Here is a 21,662-nt window from a genome sequence, read left to right as displayed (position 1 = left end):
TTTAGGAATAACAAATAAAATATATGCTAGAAAAAATATACGAAACAGTATCGTTTATAAAAAATGTTGTGGGTACTGTACCCAATATAGCTATTATTTTGGGCACAGGTTTGGGAGAATTAGTGCACGAAATAAGCGATAAGAAAGAAATACCATACGAAAAAATTCCTAATTTTCCACTTTCTACAGTAGAAGGACATAGCGGAAAACTTATTTTTGGAAAGCTTGGCGGAAAGCCCGTATTGGCTATGCAAGGAAGATTTCACTACTACGAAGGCTATACTATGCAGGAGGTAACATTCCCTATTCGTGTTTTTCAGGCATTGGGTATTCAGTACTTGTTTGTATCAAATGCAGCGGGAGGAATGAATGGAAGCTTCGATATAGGCGATATCATGCTTATCGATGATCATATAAATTTATTTCCCGAACACCCATTAAGAGGTAAGAATTACAAAGAGCTTGGCACTCGCTTTCCCGATATGAGCGAAGCGTATAACAAAGAACTTCGTCTGATGGCTATGAATATTGCCAAAGAAAATAATATTAAGTTGCAGCACGGTGTTTATATAGGTACACAAGGCCCTACTTTCGAAACTCCTGCCGAATATAATTGGTTTAAGATTATCGGTGGCGATGCCGTTGGTATGTCTACAGTACCTGAAGTAATTGTTGCCAATCACGCAAAAATGAAAGTACTGGCGTTTTCTATAATCACTGATATAGGTATCATAGGAAAGATTGTAGAGGTGACGCACGAAGATGTACAGGAAGCCGCTAAAATAGCACAACCCAAGATGGCCTATATTATGCAAGAGGTGATAAAGAGACTGAATTAACAAATTGAAAATGTTAGAAATATAAAGGATGCAGAATTTCTGTATCCTTTTTTATTTATCTTTATAGGTAGGTTTTATTCAAATCCATTTCTTATGAAAACATACATTATATCTATTATCATCCTATATTTTTGTGTTTCCACTGTATCTTATGCGCAGCAGCAAGTGACAATCAATCAGATAAATGTTGAGATATCGAAGGGAAACTTCGACAAATCGAAAAAAATGATAGACCTGTACATTGCTCAAAACAGCTTATCGTCAGAGGAAATTTATAATCTGAATTTTAAGAAAGATGTGCTTGATAGGATAGCGATAGATTTTTCGAAAAACAAATCTGATGTTGTTGAGTTCATTAAAAAATATTATCCCGATGTAAATGATAAGATGCTCTCCGAGTGGGAAAATGAGAAATCTCTCGAATCGATGATTATCAATGGAGAAAAAAAGTATATGAGCAGAGCTGCTCCAAATCTATTCAGAATAAATAAACAGGCGATAAAACGTAAATTGGAAATAGACGGAAACCAAAAAGATGAATTACAGAATGTACTGAAAACACATTTACCATCTGTTGTAGATGGTTTGAAAAATACAGGAAACACTCAAATGCCTCCTGTGAAAATGAAAGTAAAATATAGAGTAACCCTTAAGCAGAATGTTGTTCCAGCCGGAGAAATGGTGCGGTGTTGGCTGCCTTATCCGCGCGAAGATAATCGTCGGCAGACAGACGTAAAGTTACTCTCTGTAAATGATAATAACTATGTTATATCCCCATCCGATTATGCTCAGCGGACATTGTATATGCAAAAAATAGCAGAAAAGGATAAGCCGTTAACCTTTTCATTCGAATTTTCTTATGCTTCGGCTGCCGAGTGGTTCAATATAAAACCTGAAAGTATAAAGGATTATGATACGAATTCAGATTTGTATAAAGAATATACTGCGGAGAGGGAGGCTCATATAATTTTTACTGATCAGATAAAACGATTGTCTGACCGGATCATAGGGAATGAAAAGAATCCATACCTGAAGGTCAGGAAGATATTCGACTTCATCAGTGATAACTATCCTTGGGCAGGTGCTCGTGAATATTCTACGATACCGAATATACCTGAGTATGTGATTGAAAACCATCATGGAGACTGTGGGCAAGTATCCTTACTTTTCATTACGCTTGCTCGTTATAATGGTATTCCGGCAAAATGGCAAAGTGGATTTATGATGCATCCCAATGAGCTCAATTTACATGACTGGGCAGAGGTTTATTTTGAGGGTATAGGCTGGGTACCTGTCGACCAGTCTTTTGGTCGACGAGACTTAGAAATGAGTGACGATATTAAATATTTCTATGCCAATGGTATCGATGCATATCGTTGGATCGTAAACGATGATTACTCACAGCCTCTTTTCCCTGAAAAAATATATCCTCGGAGTGAAACGGTTGATTTTCAGCGAGGCGAACTAGAATGGTGGGGAGGAAATATCTATTTCAACCAATGGAATTGGGACATTGATGTAGAATATTTGAACTAAGCTTTTTCCTTCTTCGTATTAGGTAAAAACGCTGCAACAAGTCCGATTAGAGGCAAATAAGCACAGATATCATATACATGCTGTATGCTGGTTTCGTCCGCTATTTTTCCCAGTATGGCAGATGCTATGCCGGCAATTCCAAATGCCAGTCCGAAAAATAAACCACCAATTAACCCTACTTTTCCGGGAACAAGTTCTTGTGCATATACCAGAATCGCTGAAAAGGCAGAAGAAAGTATAAATCCTATAAAGATGCTCAGTACGCATGTCCATACAAGCCCTACATGAGGCATAATGAGAGCGAAAGGAGCTGTACCCAATATCGATGCCCAAATTACATATTTTCGTCCGATACGGTCTCCTATAGGACCTCCTATAATTGTACCAAGTGCCACAGCAAATAAGAATGCAAACAAAAATAGTTGTGCATCTTTTACCGAAACACCAAACTTATCGATCAAATAAAACATATAATAACTGTTCAGGCTCGCCATATATACATATTTTGAAAATATGAGTATGAGTAGAATCGTGATGGCAAAGGCTACTTTGCCCGAAGAATATACAGACTGTTTTTCTATAGAGCTATCATTTTTTTTGGCGGGTTTAAGTCTATAAAGATTGCTCTTATACCATTTACTTATAACAAGCATAATACCAATACATACAAGAGCTATAAGCGACAGCCACTTGATATTCTGTTGACCATATGGTGTAATTATCCATAAGGCTAATAATGGGCCTACGGATGATCCGAAATTTCCTCCTACCTGAAAGATAGATTGTGCTAATCCTGTCTTTCCACCCGAAGCCATATAGGCCAAGCGGGATGCTTCAGGATGGAAGATGGATGATCCAAGTCCCGTAAGAAATACGGCGATCAACACATGAATAAAACTTCCTGCAAAAGAAAGTGAAAGGATTCCGATCATAGAAAATGCCATTCCTATCGGCAAAGAATAGGGTTGAGGTCGTTTATCTGTGATAAGCCCCACTACAGGCTGGAATATGGAGGACGATAACTGAAAGACGAGTGTGATAAGCCCTATTTGAGTAAAGTTGAGCAATAGCGAATCTTTCAGTAAGGGATATACCGCCGAAATGATCGATTGCAGCATATCATTCAACATATGGCATACAGCCAACATCGAAAGTATAGCAAAAGCTGTTCCTGTTTGCGTTGTTGTTTTCATCAAAAATGGAGTAAAAGTCTGCAAATGTAGACTTAAATATTGATATATAAAAAAGGGCGGTTTGTTTTACTGCCATTGTAGGATAGAATGACTATTTTTGTATTCAATTAATTTTTAGATAAATGAAAAGAACAGAAATTGCCAGTCTAGGAGAATTTGGTCTAATAGATCATCTGACAAAAAATATAGAACTAAAAAATTCAAGTTCAGAAAAAGGGGTAGGGGACGACGCTGCTGTTTTGTCGTATGGAAATAAGAAGACACTCGTAACAACCGATCTGCTGCTTGAAGGTATTCACTTCGATCTGATGTATGTTCCTCTGAAACACTTGGGATATAAATCAGCGATAGTCAATTTTTCAGACATTTATGCAATGAACGGGCAACCAAAACAGGTGACCGTATCGTTGGGTATTTCAAAGCGATTTTCTGTTGAAGATTTAGAATTATTTTATGATGGTCTTGCCCTTGCTTGTCAGGAATATGGCGTAGATCTTGTTGGTGGCGATACTTCTGCTTCGCTTACCGGCTTGGCTATCAGTATTACTTGCCTCGGCGAAGGAGAAGAAGGGAAAATCGTGTATCGTAACGGAGCAAAAGAAACAGATCTGGTTTGTGTTTCAGGAGATTTGGGTGCTGCATTTATGGGGCTTCAATTATTAGAACGCGAAAAGGCCATATACGACGGGAAAAGCGATTTTCAACCTGATTTTACAGGAAAAGAGTATCTTTTGGAACGCCAATTGAAACCTGAAGCACGGAAAGATATTGTGAAGTTTCTTGCTGAAGAAGGGATTGTGCCGACTTCGATGATCGATATTTCAGACGGATTATCTTCCGAGCTGAAACATATCTGCAAACAAAGTAATGTAGGATGTCATATCTATGAAGAAAGACTTCCTATCGATTATCAGACAGCCATGATGGCCGAACAGTTCAATATGAATGTAACTACTGTGGCAATGAATGGGGGAGAGGATTATGAATTGTTGTTTACTGTTCCTTTGTTTATGCACGACAAAGTATCGAAGATAAAGGGAGTACATGTGATCGGTCATATCACCAAAGAGGGTAATAGCTTTATTCTTGAAACCCGTGATGGGGCAGAAATAGAAATAAAAGCGCAAGGCTGGGATTCGATAGGAGAGAAATAAGCTCATAATTTTTGTAGGACGCAACAAATCATGCATGTTATTCATCTATCTTATTAGATGATTAACTTTAATTACAATATTATGAAAAAGATATTTTTTCTTTCTTCTTTTTTCCTGATATTTTTTGCAGGATGTGATACTTCTGAGCCTATAGAAAGGGATAATAGTTTATTGCCAAAAACAATAAAAACAGAGCAGTCTTATGATGCCGAGCCTCAGTATGATTATACGCATATTACAACTTTTGAATATGATAATTCTGACCGTCCGGTAAATATACTAAAGGAAACTTATCGTAGATTGAATAACGAAAAAGCAGATAAAAATGTATTAGTATACAGCATCTCCCGAAAATTGGAATATTCTGTATATTCTACATCTGAGAAGTCTCTTAGCTCAACAGATCTAGTAGGTATTACACAAACAGATGTGATAAAAAGCTGGATTAAGGATAATGACTATTCTACACATACCGAAACTCGAGTATATGATCTAAAAAGCGAAAAAAATAATCTTATTGAAATTACCCTGAACGGAAAATTCAAAGAAACTATCGAGTTATCCAAGGGCTTAGCCGTAAAATATAATAAAGTGAGGTTTTCTAACCCTCCTGAAGAAAATACGATTAATTATACAGAGGAATATAAGTATAATAGTAAAGGCGATGTTTCGCAGTACAACTATATCTCACTATTGGATGATAGGTATGCCAGTGAAGAAAAATATTTATATGATAGCTTTAATGGAGTATATAAACATATGAATATCCCTCAATGGTTGTTTATTGCTCTTTTCGGAAACGAAGGACGTATTCATAATATAAGAGAAATATATGTTGTGCATGGTGGCAAAGAAACACCTTTCGCAGAAAATATGTATAGATACAACTCCGAATACTATGCTAAAGAGTCTGTATATCGTCCCAATTCTGAACTAGAGGGCATATGGGGCAGTAAAACAACTTACGAATATGTAAAATCACAGATTAGACCATATTAATTATAACTTTTCTACATTTACAGTTCGCCTCAGGTATTCATCTTCGAGTATCTGAGGCTTTTTATAAAAAGGAAAATACAAATATATAAGCAACTATTTTGTATTTTTGTATCTCAAAATATATATTAACCACATAATATGGAAATTGCAAGTAAGTATAATCCTGCCGAAGTAGAGGATAAATGGTATAAATACTGGTTAGAGAATAAGTTCTTTCATTCAGAACCTGATAGTCGCGAACCTTATACAATCGTCATCCCTCCACCAAACGTCACAGGTGTCCTTCATATGGGGCATATGCTGAATAATACGATACAGGATATACTTGTACGCCGTGCCCGTATGATGGGTAAAAATGCGTGCTGGGTACCGGGAACAGACCATGCATCTATCGCTACAGAAGCAAAGGTAGTGGGTAAACTTGCTGCCGAAGGAATAAGCAAAAACGACCTGAGCCGTGAAGCATTCCTTGAACATGCCTGGGAGTGGACTCACAAGCATGGGGACATCATTCTAAAACAGCTAGAAAAGCTTGGCGCCTCATGTGATTGGGATCGTAAGGCTTTTACTATGGATCCTATACGTTCCGAAAGCGTATTGAAAGTTTTTGTAAATTTATATAATAAGGGTCTTATCTATCGTGGAATACGTATGGTAAACTGGGATCCGTCGGCTAAAACCGCTGTTTCGGATGAGGAAGTTATACATCACGAAGTAAACGGTAAATTATATTATTTAAGATATAAAGTGGCCCCCCAGACCCCCCAGGAGGGGGATGCGGCTGACGCGCTTAAAGCTCCGAAATATCAAACAGCAAAGTGGGATAACTATAATTTGCTGAAGGAACATGCTAAAGAGATGCGTAAATTCTCAACAGAAGCAGAAAATGCGCTTTGGGAAATGTTGAGGAGAAAACAGCTCGGAGAAAAATTCAGAAGACAGCATATAATTGAAAATTTTATTGTTGATTTTGTCTGTCTTGATAAAAAAATAGTTATTGAGGTAGATGGAAAATATCATAACGAGCCGGAAATAGAAAATGCTGATAAACTGCGGGATGATATTTTAGAAGATTTAGGGTATAAAGTATTACGTTTTTCTAATGAAGAAGTAATAGCTAACACTGAATTTATTTTAGATATAATTCAAACTGCACTTAATAGCTCCCCTTATGGGGGAGTTGAGGGGGCCGCTGAGTATATTGTTGTTGCTACCACTCGTCCCGAAACAATTTTTGGAGATATTGCGGTATGTATCAATCCGAATGATCCGAAGACTGCACACATGAAAGGCAAGAAAGTGATCGTGCCGATTGCCAATCGTGTAGTACCTATTATCGAAGACGAATATGTGGATATGGAATTCGGTACAGGATTCTTGAAAGTAACACCTGCCCACGATGTAAATGACTATATGCTGGGCGAAAAATATAATCTTGAGGTTATTGATATCTTCAACGATAATGGAACGTTAAATTCTCATGGACTTCAATACGAAGGGATGGATCGTTTCGATGTACGTAAGAAAATCGAAAAAGACCTTGAAGAATTGGGCTTGATGGAAAAAACAGAGGCGTATACAAATAGTGTGGGTTACTCTGAACGTACGAATGTACCTATTGAGCCGAAGCTTTCTATGCAATGGTTCCTCAAGATGGAAGATCTGGCAAAGCCTGCTTTGGAAGCTGTGGAAAATGACACAATCAAATTCCACCCTGCGAAGTTTAAGAATACTTACCGTCATTGGATGGAAAATATAAAGGACTGGAATATCAGCCGCCAGTTGTGGTGGGGACATCAGATTCCGGCTTACTATCTGCCCGAAGGTGGATTTGTAGTAGGAGAGACCCCTGAGAAAGCCTTGGCAGAGGCTCAAAAGCAAAATCCAAACCTCAAGATGGAAGATTTGCGTCAGGATGAAGATTGTCTCGACACATGGTTCTCGTCATGGTTGTGGCCTATTTCGGTATTCGATGGTATAAATAATCCGGACAATAAGGATATTAAGTACTATTATCCAACGAATGATCTTGTTACCGGCCCGGATATTATTTTCTTCTGGGTGGCACGTATGATCATGTCAGGATACGAGTATCGTGGCGAAGCATGCTTTAATAATGTATACTTTACAGGTATCGTTCGCGACAAATTGGGGCGCAAGATGTCTAAACAACTTGGCAACTCACCCGATCCTATCGAACTGATGGAAAAATACGGAGCTGACGGTGTTCGTATGGGCTTGTTACTTACAGCACCTGCGGGTAACGACTTGCCTTTTGACGAAAGTCTTTGCGAACAGGGACGTAATTTCAATAACAAAATATGGAATGCTTTCCGCTTGGTAAAAGGGTGGGAGGTAAGCAACTCTATCGAACAGCCTGAGTCGTCGAGAATAGCAATAGAATGGTTCCAGAATGTATTGGCTAAGACTGCTTCGGAGCTTGATGATTTGTTTGGAAAATATCGCCTTTCTGAAGCTTTAATGTCTCTCTATAAGCTTTTCTGGGACGAGTTCTCTTCTTGGTACCTTGAGATGGCAAAACCCGCTTATCAACAGCCTATAGATAAGAAGACTTATGAAGCAACGTTAGGCTTCTTTGATTCTCTGCTTCGTTTGCTTCACCCATTTATGCCGTTTATTACAGAGGAGCTATGGCAGGCTCTTGCTGAACGCAAAGCAGGAGAGAGTATCATGGTATCTGAAATGCCGAAAGAGGTTTCTTTCAGCAATGATCTGATTGATACTTTCGAGAAAGTGAAAGAGGTGATTGCAGGTGTGCGTACTATTCGTTTGCAAAAGAACATTCCGAATAAAGAGGAATTATCGTTAGAAGTAATAGGACAATATAATACAGATTTCGATACTGTGATCTCTAAGATGGGTAACCTTACTTCGATAAATACTGTTTCCGAAAAAGATCCTACTTCGGTTTCTTTCCTTGTTGGCACTACAGAGTTTTCTGTTCCACTTGGAAATAATATAGATATAGAAGCCGAATTGAAAAGGCTGAATGACGAGCTTAAATATCTTGAAGGCTTCCTAAAATCAGTTGCAGCGAAATTAAGCAACGAGAAGTTTGTTGCTAATGCTAAGCCTGAAATCGTAGAAAACGAGCGTAAAAAGCAAGTTGATGCCGAAAGCAAGATAAAGACGATTAAGGAAAGTATTGCAAATCTGAACAAATGATATTAAGTAGGAGAGGAGCTATGTTCAGATAGCTCCTTTTTACACAAAATATAGTTTCAAATAAAATTATTCAAATTTAAACGAATGATAAAGATTCTCTACCTCTTATACCAATGGATCATATTTGTTCCGCTGTTAATATTAGCTACAATTTGGTGTACCCTTACTATTATTATCGGATCGACCTTAGGAAACAATAAGTTTTGGGGCTACTATCCCGGAGTGATATGGGGGCGTTTTGTTTGTATGGCTGCTCTGTTGAAGATCAAGGTGAATAGGAATTCAAAATTGGATAAAAACCAATCGTATGTCTTTGTAGCCAATCATCAGGGAGCGTTCGATATATTTCTTATATATGGTTATCTCGATCACAACTTTAAGTGGTTGATGAAACAAGGTCTCAAAAAAATGCCTTTAGTGGGCTTTGCATCAGCAAAAGCGGGACATGTTTTTGTAGATTCTACTACAAGAAAGGGGATTGTAGATACAATGAGAAATACCAAAAATACACTGAAAGACGGAATGTCTACCGTAGTTTTCCCCGAAGGGCATCGCTCACCGGACGGACGGATGGCAGAATTTAAGAAAGGGGCTTTTCAGACGGCAGTGAGCTTGAAATTACCTATTGTCCCTCTTACGATTGATGGGGCATATAAAGTTTTGCCAATACACTCGTGGAAAATGAGTCCGGCAAAGATAAAATTGACATTTCATGACCCTATAGAAACTAAGGATCTTAAAGCGGATGACATTGCGGAATTGATGGATAAAGTGTATTCAACTATTCAATCTGCTTTGCCTGAGGAGAACAAATAAAGGTTACTTATACTTGTGTATGAGAAAGAGTATCTGTATTTTCCTTATCTTCATTGATGTTTATTAGATACTCTTCTCTTATTTTTCTCATTACTTCAATAGGAACTTCCCTTTCAGAATAGATAATGTTTTCCCCTTCGTCCATGTAAAAGATGATAGAGAAGTTTCCCTCTATATTTTGTAAATCTGTATCTACCTTTATCTCGTAGTCATTATTATTATCATACTCAATTTCAATATTATATGCAATCATCATGGTTGTAAAATAATAAATCTTCCTTTGAGTACGAAAAGGTTTGTTTTCTATTATATATTCAAGTTTATCAGGATGCAAAATAAATATCTCTTTACCTTTTCTTTTCCATTTCAAGGTGTAGAAAGTAAAAAGAAGTATTAGGAACATGAATACCAAAAGACAGCATACGAAAAAATAATCTTTTATAGTATAACTATCATTTATGAAAAAAGAGAAAGTGAGACCAATCACAGAAACTATAGCCAAAAAGAAAACTAATATATGCAAGAATATATAAAACTTTCCTCCGGATATCTCTAATTTAATCATTTTATCTTTTTTCTCCAGAGTATATGGATATACAATTCTTTTCTTCATAGTATCACTGTCGTAAATTGAATTAGTATTTTCAGAACCGAAAGTTATAGAATTATTGACAAATATTAATAAGCGAGTATATTTTATTGAAAAAGGTTGCCTCTATCGATAGAAGCAACCTTTACTATATGAGCTATTTGTTGTAGGAATAATCAATCTATATTCGAAGGGCCTTTTGGTGCCTGATCGATAAGTTCCATAAACTGATTCAGTTCCGGAGTGATAATTATCTGAGTTCTACGGTTGAGAGCTTTTCCCTCGGCAGTGCTATTTGTTGCTACCGGATTATATTCTCCACGTCCAGCTGCTGTCAGACGTTTAGGATCCACACCATAATTGTTTTGAAGTGCCTGAACCACAGAAGAAGCACGCAAAGCACTCAAGTCCCAGTTGTTTCGGATATTAGGACGCGAAATAGGATCTGTATCGGTATTTCCTTCCACCAATACGCTATAATCCTTATAATCCATAATGATTTTAGCTATCTTGCTAAGAATTTCACCCGCCTTGGTGCTTATCTCGTAACCACCCGAACGATACAGCATTCTGTCATCCAAAGAAATATATACAACACCTTTCAATACTTTGATATCCAAATCCTGCATTTCGTCGCGTGTAAGCGAACGTGTGAGGTTATTTATCATTACGATATTCAAAGAGTCGGATCGGTTTTTGGCCTGTACCAGATGTTGGATAAAGCGGTTAGACGAATTGATCTCATCTACCAGCTTCGTGATGTTTACATTGCCTTGCGTGTTTTGCAAAAGGCTCTTGTTCAATAGACCTTGCATCTCAGCATAGGCAGCACGTAAATCTTCATTGTTTTTTCGGGCTTCTGCCAATCGTTCTTCAAGGCTCGCTACCCGGGTACGGCTTTCAGCTAATTGCAATTGGCTCTCCTGATAATTTCTTTGTAAATCTTTCTGTTCTGTTTGCAGGCGATTATAGTCTGTTTCTAAATTCGTAAACTGCTTTTTACTAACGCAACTAGTAAAAATGATGCTTGCAGTTAATACCAGCAAGGAAAAAGAATACTTCATAGCTAGTCTGATTTTAATTATGTTTATAATTTGTATTTAAACAATGAGCCTCGCCATTTGGTTGTTAAAAAAAAGATTTATTAAGAGATGGATTGTTAGAGTTTGAATTTTTAGCGTAAAATGATCAGATATTTAACTATTATGTAGGGTTTTGTGAGAGTGGGGAGTTTCATATTTTTAATTCTTGGCATTCGGATAAATTTTCAATGTTATAAATAGGATAGAAATTAATTTAATTATTCATATAAATTTATCTTTGCACTAGCAGATACAAAATATGATATATGAAAAAATCATTTATTATAACATTTTTAGTCCTTTTTTATAATGCATCACTATTAGCACAGGATAGTCTTGCTATTAGAGTAGATTCTATTTCCGAATATCAGCAAAATGTACAGAGTCCAAAATATAAAACATTTTTCAATCTCGGATTGTGGAATACAATAAGCACCAATGGCTACAAAACAAAATATTACACCAATAATATATCTTTAAATCTAGTATATGGACGATCTGAAAATGTATCAGGTTTTACATTTAGTGGATTATATAATCAAATAACCAAAGCAAAGGGTGTGGTTATTTCTCCATTTAGCAATATAGAAAACATCAGTGGTGTGCAGATAGGAGGAGTGCAAATGGGAGATTGCGTGAATGGTGTACAAATAGGGGGAATCCATGTTGCGCGAGATATAAAGGGTATACAAATTGGCGGACTCAACAATGTGATATGGAATATGCAAGGTATGCAGATAGGGATAATTAATCTTGCATACAAAAATATAAGAGGAGCACAAATAGGTTTTTTCAATAACAGTGAAAAAATAAAAGGAGTACAAATAGCTATGGGCAATGAGGCTGATACGCTTGTTGGTGTACAGATTGGAGGGTTCAATTACGCTAAGATAATGAAAGGTCTACAAATTGGAATTATCAATATCTCGGATAATAATAAATATCCCATTGGGTTGGTAAATATTGTAAAATCTGGTGGAGATATGAATCTTGCATTGACATTTGATGATATGCAGAATATGGTAGTTAGTTTTCGCTCGGGAGGACAATCTTTGTATGGAATTGTAGGATTCGGGTATAATATCTATTCTCCACATACTCATTTTGTCTTAGAGGGAGGTTTGGGTGCACATATACAATTAAGTGATAAATTTAGAATAGATACAGAAATTATAGCTGGCATATTGACCAAAATAAGGTCAAGTATAAGAGTTGGAGAACAAAGTAAAGAAGAAGAGGAAAGAGAGAAGGAAATACTTAGAAACTATGATCACAAAACTCTTTATCGTTTTGTTTACCGGGTTCTACCGGCATACAATATTAATAGTAATATTAATATTTTTGCAGGACCTACATTTAACTTTTTACAAACATCCAAAATAGACAATCTAAAATTATTTTCCTCCCATAGTTTGTGGAAAGATTATAGTCCCAATAGCTTCAAACAATTATATATAGGATGGATGATTGGTGTGGGTTACCGATTTTGATATTCTAAATAAGAAACGAAATAGAGTGCTATAAGATAATATATTACCTTTGTGGGATGAATACAGAAAACCAACATACAGCCATATTATCCAATCTGGGGATTGACAATCTGAATAAAATGCAGTTTGCCGCCCAAAAGGCGATAATAGATAGTCAAAATACATTACTATTATCTCCTACAGGTTCGGGTAAAACTCTTGCTTTCTTACTACCTATCTTCCGATTGCTGAAAGAGGATATAAAGAAAGTACAATGCCTTGTAATTGTTCCATCAAGGGAGTTGGCTCTTCAGATAGAGCAAGTTTGGAAAAAGATGGGTACACAATTCAAAGTAAATGTTTGTTATGGCGGGCACTCTATTGATACCGAGTTGAAAAACCTAAGCAATCCTCCCGCTTTACTTATCGGAACTCCGGGCAGGTTGACCGACCATCTGGAACGGAAATCTTTTGATACAGATTCCATTCGTATTCTGGTTCTCGATGAATTTGATAAATCGTTACAATTAGGTTTTCAGGAGGAAATGGATACAATCATTAGCCAACTGCCCAACCTGCAAAAAAGGGTTCTCCTCTCGGCTACTTCCGATGTGGAAATTCCTGAATTTGTAGGAATGCAAAAGCCGGTGGTTCTTGATTATATACAAGAAGAAAAAAGCGATAACCTTTCAATTAAACTCGTTTTATCTCCCGAAAAAGACAAGATAGAATCTTTATTCCACTTAATATGTTCATTTAATTCCGAGCCCGCACTTATTTTCTGCAATCACAGAGAAGTTACGGAGCGTATCAGTGATTTATTGAACAAGAAAGGCATACAGGCAGGGTATTATCATGGGGGTATGGATCAGGATGACAGGGAAAGAATCTTAATCCAATTTAGAAATGGCAGTCTGAATTATTTGATTACAACCGATCTGGCAGCCAGAGGATTGGATATTCCCGAAATGAAACATGTGATACATTATAACCTTCCGGCTAAAGAGAGCGAATTTGTTCATCGTAACGGGCGTACAGCTCGTATGCATGCTTCAGGAACCTCGTATATCATACAATTTAAAGACGAAAAAATGCCGGATTATATTTCCGATGCTTTGGATATTCTGAAAGTTGCGCCGGGGAAGAAATTACCAAATCGTCCTGAATATCAGACTGTATATATTAGTGGAGGTAAGAAGAATAAACTAAATAAAAGCGATATTGTCGGCTTCTTCTTGCAAAAAGGAAAGTTGGATAAATCAGACTTGGGATTGATTGACGTTAAGGATTTTATCTCTTTTGTTGCAGTGCGAACATCTGCCGTAAAAACTCTTTTGGGTAATATCAGAGATGAGAAGATGAAGGGTAAGAAATATAAAATAGAAGTGGCAAGAAACGTTATAAAGAAGACTGATTGATTTTCGACCATTAGGAAAGAATAAATATAAAAGCGACAAATTGAAGATTTCTTTGGTTTGCCGCTTTTTGTGTGATATGGTGTCGTGGTATTGGATTATTTGAGAAGTACAGGAATAAGACGGAATATATTTTTCCTGTTCCGACCTGAAAACGACTCAGATATATGCCATATTTCTTAATTTAGAGTCCCTTGCTTCGATCTTTGAAAGAAATATGATTATGTAATTATTAAATCAGGAATATCTCTCTTGTGCCGCCCTGAATTTCCATGCCATAAAATCGACCAATGATTGCGGAGATAAAATTTTTATGGTATCTACATATCCGAAGAACTCTCTCTGTAACTCCTGATTGATAACAACCTTTATTTCAAACACCATAGAACCATCTTCTTGTGCGTCGATCAGCTGTTGGCTTTTATGAAAAGGTTTAGTCTGAACATAGGGTGCATTTTCCTTATTTACCGAAAAGCGGACAGTTTCGGCTTTCATCCCTACGTTCTTCGTAACTCCCACTAAATCGTCAAAGAATGTTTGAGGATCGAATAAATCGTTTTCAATGAATCTTTCTTTCTCTGCTATTTCAATATGATGGATTCTATCCAATGCTAAGTTGATAAGATTTCCCTTTCGGCGACCAAATACAAACCATCGGTTACGGTATTCCTTTAACAAGTATGGGTGAAACATGAATGTGTTCGCAGAACGGGCTTTGAAGGATCGGTATTTCATACTCAGTACCTGCTTATTCACAATTGCATGATAGATAATATCAAGATAGGCCAATCCTTTCAAGCTTTCATTTTTCTCAAAATCAATAACGGGTATGGTTTTCTGTTTTGCAGATGTTACATGGTCTTCAAGACGACTGACAATATCTCCCATTCCTGAAAAATAAGAAAAGCCTTTGAATTGGCGAAGCACCTCTACTGCCTCCGACATTGTTTTTAAGTCCTGTTCTGATAAAGGGGTATTGGTTATGCTGTAATCCTCATCTTCATATTTGTAGTATTTATTATCATATACAACAATAGGCGCGTTATAACCTAGTTTCTCGCTGCGCATCATTTGGATATCCATTTGCACAGTACGTTTACTGATACCTTTGTCTATACCTTCATATTCATACAAGGCATCCGAACAGGCATCTATTAAATCTTCGAGTGTCCATTGCCTGTATTTGTTTCGCAGACAAGTATCTATCGTTTTATAACGGATGAGGGCGTTACGGTTAATTGGCATGGTCTTGAAAATTAATCTAAAATCCTATGTATGTTATTTTCTTCGTGATTTTACCTTCCTTTAAAATCCATAGAAGGCAATATGATCCGGCTCCATCACCATTATTCATTGAAATATAGATAGTTCCATTATTACTAACAGAAACAAATGTATTCTGTAAAGATGGAAATAAGTAACCTGCAATATCTTTTAAATTAAATTGAGAAAATGCTCCATTTGTAGAATATTTTATGGACTTAATCTCGGTGTTTCGATAAAAATCATCTAATGAAACACAATCGCTTCCAAAAACATCACACCCACTTATTTTAATTGGATACCCGTATTCCGGATGTAAAACCACTCTTTTATTGGTGAGGTCTAAAGTCCCTATGCTAATTTCCACCTTTACACTTTCACCCTCAAAAGTTGCTAAATTATTCGAGATTGTCCTTTTTAAGAGAGGCAATTGATATAAGAATTTAATCCGAGATTTATGTATATAGCCACTTCTTTCCAGATTAGAACCAATCCCCCATACGATAGGTATATAGTCACCTATAGCTTCTTCGATTTCTGATCGGACAAACACTTCATCATCATTAAGTGTTCCTATTATTTTTTTATTCTCATCTCGGATATTGGTATACCCGTCTTTATCATTTATAATGGCAAATTGAGAAAAATATTTAAAATCATCTTTTGTTTGTGCAAATAAACCAAATGTGCCATATACCAATATGTATGAAAGAAGTAGTAAATATCGATTCATATTTTTGTTTTCTCAAAAATAATAAAAATAATTTCGTTTACGCAAAAATACTGCGTAGCAGTGTCGAAATCTTTGTAATGTCAAACAAACAAAGAGTGTCGTAAAAGACCTTACCAATTAAAAATTACAGAGATGAAATTTAATTTTACAACAAAAGGAAAAAACAAGGTGACAAATTATGAAGGCGGACAAGCATACCGCCTGTCACCAGAGTGGCAATTGTATACTGCTGCCGTTACCTCTTCGTTGAGTGACAAGTTTTACGAAAAGGCAGATGCAAGAATAGAAACATTGCGTAAACTGATCGTTCGGTGTGATCCTGTATTCGTGGCACAACTGGCAGTATATGCCCGTCAGAAGATGAATATGCGTTCCATCCCTTTGGTATTGGCAGTAGAGCTGGCAAAAGTACACCGTGGAGACTCTACCGTTAACAAAATGGTATCGGGTATCGTACAGCGTGCCGATGAGATAACCGAACTGTTGGCATATTACCAGTTGGCTAACCAGCGTCAGGATACAAAAAAACTGAACCGCTTGTCAAAACAGCTTCAATCGGGTTTGCAGGGTGCTTTCAACAAATTCGATGAATATCAGTTTGCTAAATACAACCGTGATGCGGAAGTCAAATTACGCGATGCCCTGTTTCTTGTTCACCCGAAAGCAAAAGACGAATCGCAACAAGTATTGTTCAATAAAATAGTTAACAACGAACTGGAGATTCCATACACCTGGGAAACGGAACTTTCGGCATTGGGACAAACAGGGTTTGTTTCCGATACAGAAAAAGAAATCGCTTTCCGTATGAAGTGGGAAGAACTGATAGACAGCCGTAAAATCGGATATATGGCATTAATGCGTAACCTGCGTAATATATTGGAGGCTGGAGTATCACAACAGCATATAACGAAAGTTTGTGAAACATTGTCGAATGCAGAAGCTGTACATCGTTCCAAACAGCTGCCATTCCGTTTCCTTGCAGCCTATCGTGAAATATCGAAAGTGAAGTCGGCTTATGCCGGACGTGTTTTGGATGCACTGGAAAAAGCTGTCGCCGTATCTGCAGAAAACATAGCAGGATTCGGTGAAGATACAAAAGTGCTGATAGCAGCCGATGTATCGGGTTCCATGCAAAAGGCTATATCGCCAAAGAGCAAGATATTGTCTTACGATATAGGACTTATGCTCGCCATGCTGCTGAAGTCGCGTTGCAAGAATGCTATAACAGGGATGTTCGGTGATAAATGGAAAGTGATAAATGTCCCTACTAAAGGTATATTGTCCAATGTAGATGCTTTCTACCGTCGCGAAGGAGAAGTAGGTTATGCAACCAACGGTTATCTGGTGATAGAAGATTTGCTGAAAAGCAAACGGCAGGTAGATAAAGTAATGATGTTTACCGACTGCCAGCTGTGGAACAACCGCAACGATAAGAAAATAGCTAACCTGTGGAATGATTACAAAAAAGTGTCGCCAAACAGTAAGCTGTATTTGTTCGACCTGTCGGGATACGGAACCACACCTTTGGATATCACCCGCGAGGATGTATATCTGATAGCAGGCTGGTCTGATAAGGTATTCGACATCATAGCAGCCATAGACCGTGGTGGCGATGCTTTGGACGAGATACGGAAAATAGAATTGGAGTGAAGCGTAAATCAGCTTTAGCTAATTGTCGAGAATAAGGTTTAACAATAGATAGTAGAGGGTGGCATTATTGCTGCCCTTTTTCGTTATGCGGTAATTATTTTTTATTCTCCGCAAAATATACAGCGATAAAATTGCTATGCGGAAAATAATCTTTATATTTACCGCAAAATATACGGTGATTATGCGAAAGATTTATATTTGGCAGCAAAACGATTGGGCAAACTTCGAATGGGATGATAAGGAAATATCTTATCATTTAGGTAAAGTAAGAGCCATACAAGGCAGGCTTATAGGTAAGATGAGCCTGTTAGGATTCGATTTAAAGAGTTCAGCCGAATTGGACACCTTGACTATGGAAATCACCAAATCGTCAGAAATAGAGGGTGAAATATTGGACAGCGAACAAGTTCGTTCATCCATCGCCCGACATCTGGGAATAGATAATTCGGGATTACCTCAAGCCGACAGATATATTGATGGTGTTGTAGAAGTAATGATAGATGCAACACAAAACTATTTACAGCTATTGACACAAGAACGGCTTTTTAGTTGGCATGCCGCATTGTTTCCGACAGGAAGAAGCGGAATGCACAGAATAACGGTTGGTGATTGGCGCAAAGACGAGGGCGGAGCAATGCAAGTTGTGTCGGGTGCTATGGGTAAAGAGAAAGTTCATTATCAAGCCCCGGAAGCTAACGATGTCCCCCAAGAAATGGAAAACTTTCTATCATGGCTCAATTGTGAAGATAGAACCGATCCCGCTTTGAGGGCTGCAATAGCGCATCTATGGTTTGTCACTATCCACCCTTTCGATGATGGTAACGGCAGGTTGGCACGTACAATAGCCGATATGCTGCTCACTCGTGCCGATGGCATACCGCAACGCTTTTACAGCATGTCAGCCCAAATAAGGAAAGAGAGGAAACTCTATTATGAAGTGTTGGAGAAAACACAAAAGAGTAATCTTGATATTACTGCTTGGCTTATATGGTTTTTAGACTGCTTAGAAGCTGCGTTGTTGGATTCTGAAAACTCATTAAGCAGAATTTTACAAAAGTCGAAGTTTTGGGAGAAGAATCGTAAAATCAGCATGAATGACCGACAGACCAAAATAATAAATATGCTTTGGGATGGTTTCGATGGTAAACTGACAACTTCTAAATGGGCGAAGATAACAAAGACTTCCCCTGATACGGCTTTGCGTGATATCCAAGACTTGGTAAATAAAGGAGTATTAAGAAAGACTGATGAGGGCGGACGAAGTACCAATTATGAAATTGTAGAGGGATAAACAAAACACACTTGTAATCAGATTAATATAATTAGACAACAAGTTGTTATAACTTTCTATATAAGGTTTGTCGGAATAAAGCAAGTCGATTTTAATGTGTACTTTTCACGAGTCGTATCATAAGATTGTAAAAAAACAGGACAAAAAAATTAAAATAAATTCATTTGCGCAAAAAGACTGCGCATCGCTATTCTAACTTTGTATCATCAAAGAAAGAGATCATTGATATAACAAGATAAACAAGTGCCGTAGAAGAGAGTTACTTCGCACTTTTAATGCCCGGGTCGTGGGTTCGATTCTCACCACTCCCACAAGCAAGTAATAATATAAAAGGGGAGTGTAGCTCAGAAGGTAGAGCAGGAATACAGTCTCTTTTCGCCTGTTGCCTTGTTTTTATTGAAGAAATAGCAAGTGTCGTAAGTAAGGGTTACTTCGACGGTAGAGCAGATACTCGAAAGAGTATTGTGGCATGAGTTCGATTCTCATCATCTTTCAGGATGTAGCTCAGTAAAATATAAGTCCTTTATTGCTTGTTACCTTGCTTTTTAATAAAAGAATAAAAACAGAATGTCGTAGAGAAGAGTTACTTCAGCTCAATTTAGGGGAGGAATAGTGAGGCCGTAAAATCGGCGAGACTATCCGGTTCGACTCCGGCAATGCTATGCCCCGTTTCTCTTTTCGTTTGTTACTTCTGTTTCTCATATAAACGAATGCCGTAGGAGAGAGTTACTTCGTTCAAGTGGCCACCGCAGGTTCGAATCCTGCACGAGCTTTTTCCGTTTGTTGCTTCGTTATATAATTAAGATTTAGTCAGGTGTCGTAGAAAAGGAGTTCTTCGTTGGGCTCCGGCGACGCAGGTGCAATTCCTGCCATGCAAAAGCTGGTAGTTTAGAGTAAAACACCGGTATGTAAGGCCTTTTCGATTTATTACCCTGACTTTTTATAAAAAAGAAGATATTATGATTGAATTAAAAGGAAAATATAACCAAGACTGTAAAATCTTCTTGAATGAAGTAGAAGATGGAGCAATAGAATTGATAAAGAATATCCTGAACCATGAGGTGTCAGAAGGTGTACAGGTACGTATCATGCCAGATACCCATGTAGGTAAGGGTATTGTTATCGGATTTACTATGCCTATGACAAAGATGGTTAATCCTAACTATATAGGGGTGGATATCGGTTGCTCGGTTACTACGCATAAACTGAATAAGCGTATCGAAGCTGATTACTTGCCAACGCTCGACCGTGCCATCAGACGTTCGGTTCCAATGGGAATGAATATCCGAAAAGAAAAGAACTACGATGACTGGTGGGTAGAATCTTATTTTGAAGCTGTAAATACAAATCTTCAGGCATTCCAAAAAGAATGGGCAAACCGCTTCGGAGAAGAGAAAAGTTCAATTATAATAGATAAAGAATATATTATAACTCTCTGCAAAAAAGTGGGGATTAAAGAAGAAAACTTCTATTATTCAATCGGAACTTTAGGTGGCGGAAACCATTTTATTGAAGTGGGAGAGTCGGTAAACGATGGTTCACATTACCTGACCATCCATTCCGGGTCACGTAATTTCGGACTGAAAGTATGTAACTATCATGCTAAAAAAATGCTTGCCGAAAGAGGGTTGACACAGGAGTATTTTGATGAGTTTAAACAAATCACCAAAAATACTCAGCCAACCTCCGATATTCCAATGAAACTGGCAGAACTGGCAAAAAGATATAAAGTCGATAAAAAAGAATACATGCTCGAAGGGGATGACATGTACCAATATCTGGTTGATATGGTAATTGCACAGACTTATGCACAATTCAATCATAAGGCCATGTCTAAGGCTATTTTCAAGGATTTGGGAGAAGACTGTTATGCCGTTGATTCCGTTTACTCGATGCATAACTTTATAGATACCACCGACTGGATTACCCGAAAAGGAGCAATCCGATCTTATAAAGGAGAAAGAATGGTAATTCCATTTAATATGCGTGACGGAATATTGATTTGTGAAGGAAAAAGCAATCCGGACTGGAACTGCTCAGCCCCTCACGGAGCCGGACGTGTATTGGCTCGTAACCAAGCATTAAAAACGTTAGATATGCAAGAATTTTCGAAAGAAATGGAGGGCATTTATTCTACTTCGGTCTGCAAATCAACCCTTGATGAGTCACCGATGGCTTATAAGGATAAGAATGTAATTATGGAAGCTATAAAAGATACAGCTACAATCATAGACTCTATCAAGCCAATAATGAATATCAAAGCCAACTAGAAAAGTATTTTCAATATGGAAGAATATATATTGTTGATTTTCATATTATCTTTTTATTCTAAAAATTTGTTAATATGAAAATCCTTTATATATTTGCATCCGTAAATAGAATACTAACCCTTAAAATTTTAGAGAAAGGGTACAATTATGTTGGTCAAAAAATAACATACACGCAAA

General features: G+C 37.4%; 16 protein-coding genes. 11 read left to right on the top strand and 5 right to left on the bottom strand.

Annotated elements, in window-relative coordinates; genetic code table 11:
• The first annotated feature begins 23 nt into the window (after positions 1-23).
• Together E4T88_RS10110 and E4T88_RS10105 are read left to right on the top strand one after the other, a co-directional pair.
• Entirely contained in the window at positions 24-839 is an 816-nt protein-coding gene (locus tag E4T88_RS10110; protein WP_135105328.1) for a purine-nucleoside phosphorylase, read from the top strand.
• 93 nt (positions 840-932) lie between these two features.
• The gene (locus E4T88_RS10105) at positions 933-2,375 is read left to right on the top strand and encodes a transglutaminase-like domain-containing protein (protein ID WP_135105327.1); all 1,443 of its coding nucleotides are present in this window, start codon (positions 933-935) and stop codon (positions 2,373-2,375) included.
• Here the strand turns inward: E4T88_RS10105 and E4T88_RS10100 are convergent.
• Positions 2,372-3,568: an MFS transporter gene (locus tag E4T88_RS10100; protein WP_135105326.1), complete on the bottom strand. Its 1,197-nt coding sequence runs from the start codon at positions 3,566-3,568 to the stop codon at positions 2,372-2,374. The genes E4T88_RS10105 and E4T88_RS10100 overlap by 4 nt on opposite strands.
• Positions 3,569-3,690: 122 nt before the next feature.
• On the opposite strand from E4T88_RS10100, the gene thiL reads away from it, so the two are divergent.
• The 4 genes from thiL (at position 3,691) to E4T88_RS10080 (ending at position 9,723) form a co-directional block, all read left to right on the top strand.
• Complete coding sequence (gene thiL / locus E4T88_RS10095) at positions 3,691-4,722, top strand: thiamine-phosphate kinase (protein ID WP_135105325.1); 1,032 nt, start codon at positions 3,691-3,693, stop codon at positions 4,720-4,722.
• An 81-nt stretch (positions 4,723-4,803) separates the two neighbouring features.
• A complete protein-coding gene (locus E4T88_RS10090; RefSeq protein WP_135105324.1) occupies positions 4,804-5,721 on the top strand; it encodes a hypothetical protein in 918 nt (305 codons plus the stop codon).
• A 138-nt stretch (positions 5,722-5,859) separates the two neighbouring features.
• Positions 5,860-8,907, top strand: coding sequence for a valine--tRNA ligase (locus E4T88_RS10085; protein WP_135105323.1), 3,048 nt, complete (start codon positions 5,860-5,862; stop codon positions 8,905-8,907).
• A gap of 84 nt (positions 8,908-8,991) precedes the next feature.
• Positions 8,992-9,723 carry a lysophospholipid acyltransferase family protein gene (locus E4T88_RS10080; protein WP_135105322.1) on the top strand — a complete coding sequence of 244 codons (732 nt, stop codon included), beginning with the start codon at positions 8,992-8,994 and terminating at the stop codon, positions 9,721-9,723.
• Positions 9,724-9,730: 7 nt separating this feature from the next.
• Here E4T88_RS10080 and E4T88_RS10075 read toward each other — a convergent pair whose 3' ends face one another.
• Together E4T88_RS10075 and E4T88_RS10070 are read right to left on the bottom strand one after the other, a co-directional pair.
• Entirely contained in the window at positions 9,731-10,336 is a 606-nt protein-coding gene (locus tag E4T88_RS10075) for a hypothetical protein (protein ID WP_135105321.1), read from the bottom strand.
• Positions 10,337-10,488: 152 nt separating this feature from the next.
• Positions 10,489-11,376, bottom strand: a complete 888-nt coding sequence (locus E4T88_RS10070; RefSeq protein ID WP_135105320.1) for an OmpA family protein — start codon at positions 11,374-11,376, stop codon at positions 10,489-10,491.
• A gap of 284 nt (positions 11,377-11,660) precedes the next feature.
• Here E4T88_RS10070 and E4T88_RS10065 point away from each other — a divergent pair, with 284 nt between their 5' ends.
• Entirely contained in the window at positions 11,661-12,884 is a 1,224-nt protein-coding gene (locus tag E4T88_RS10065) for an LA_2272 family surface repeat-containing protein (RefSeq protein WP_135105319.1), read from the top strand.
• A 56-nt stretch (positions 12,885-12,940) separates the two neighbouring features.
• Complete coding sequence (locus E4T88_RS10060; RefSeq protein WP_135105318.1) at positions 12,941-14,281, top strand: DEAD/DEAH box helicase; 1,341 nt, start codon at positions 12,941-12,943, stop codon at positions 14,279-14,281.
• 234 nt (positions 14,282-14,515) lie between these two features.
• On the opposite strand, the gene E4T88_RS10055 is transcribed toward E4T88_RS10060, so the two are convergent.
• Together E4T88_RS10055 and E4T88_RS10050 are read right to left on the bottom strand one after the other, a co-directional pair.
• Positions 14,516-15,523: a helix-turn-helix transcriptional regulator gene (locus E4T88_RS10055; RefSeq protein WP_135105317.1), complete on the bottom strand. Its 1,008-nt coding sequence runs from the start codon at positions 15,521-15,523 to the stop codon at positions 14,516-14,518.
• A 16-nt stretch (positions 15,524-15,539) separates the two neighbouring features.
• Positions 15,540-16,274 (bottom strand): hypothetical protein, encoded by a 735-nt coding sequence (locus E4T88_RS10050; protein ID WP_135105316.1) that lies wholly within the window; start codon positions 16,272-16,274, stop codon positions 15,540-15,542.
• A gap of 132 nt (positions 16,275-16,406) precedes the next feature.
• Here E4T88_RS10050 and E4T88_RS10045 point away from each other — a divergent pair, with 132 nt between their 5' ends.
• From E4T88_RS10045 to E4T88_RS10035, 3 genes are all read left to right on the top strand, one after another.
• Positions 16,407-17,924, top strand: coding sequence for a TROVE domain-containing protein (locus E4T88_RS10045; RefSeq protein WP_135105315.1), 1,518 nt, complete (start codon positions 16,407-16,409; stop codon positions 17,922-17,924).
• A gap of 181 nt (positions 17,925-18,105) precedes the next feature.
• Positions 18,106-19,215, top strand: coding sequence for a Fic family protein (locus E4T88_RS10040; protein ID WP_135105314.1), 1,110 nt, complete (start codon positions 18,106-18,108; stop codon positions 19,213-19,215).
• A gap of 959 nt (positions 19,216-20,174) precedes the next feature.
• A complete protein-coding gene (locus E4T88_RS10035; RefSeq protein WP_135105313.1) occupies positions 20,175-21,485 on the top strand; it encodes an RtcB family protein in 1,311 nt (436 codons plus the stop codon).
• Positions 21,486-21,662: the final 177 nt, after the last annotated feature.

The sequence above is a fragment of the Dysgonomonas mossii genome (genome assembly GCF_004569505.1).
Classification (GTDB): domain Bacteria; phylum Bacteroidota; class Bacteroidia; order Bacteroidales; family Dysgonomonadaceae; genus Dysgonomonas.
This window is presented reverse-complemented; position numbering and strand designations above follow the sequence as displayed.